At 52.1% G+C, this 309-nt stretch carries 1 pseudogene; it reads left to right on the top strand.

Annotated elements, in window-relative coordinates:
* Positions 1 to 309, top strand: a pseudogene (locus IDG60_RS03300) (fibronectin binding protein); the annotation flags it as partial.

Here is a 309-nt window from a genome sequence, read left to right as displayed (position 1 = left end):
ATTTTGAAGAAGATACACTTCCAAAAGTAAGTGGTCAAAATGAAGGTCAACAAACGATTGAAGAAGATACAACGCCGCCAACACCGCCAACACCAGAGGTACCAAGTGAGCCGGAAACACCAACACCGCCAACACCAGAGGTACCAAGTGAGCCGGAAACACCAACACCACCAACACCAGAGGTACCAAGTGAGCCGGAAACACCAACACCACCGACTCCGGAAGTACCAAGTGAGCCGGAAACACCAACACCACCGACACCAGAAGTGCCGAGTGAGCCAGAAACACCAACACCGCCAACACCAGAGG

It is taken from the genome of Staphylococcus sp. EG-SA-2 (genome assembly GCF_017152085.1).
Note: the sequence above shows the minus strand (reverse complement) of the source record. Positions and strands in the feature narration are given on the sequence as shown.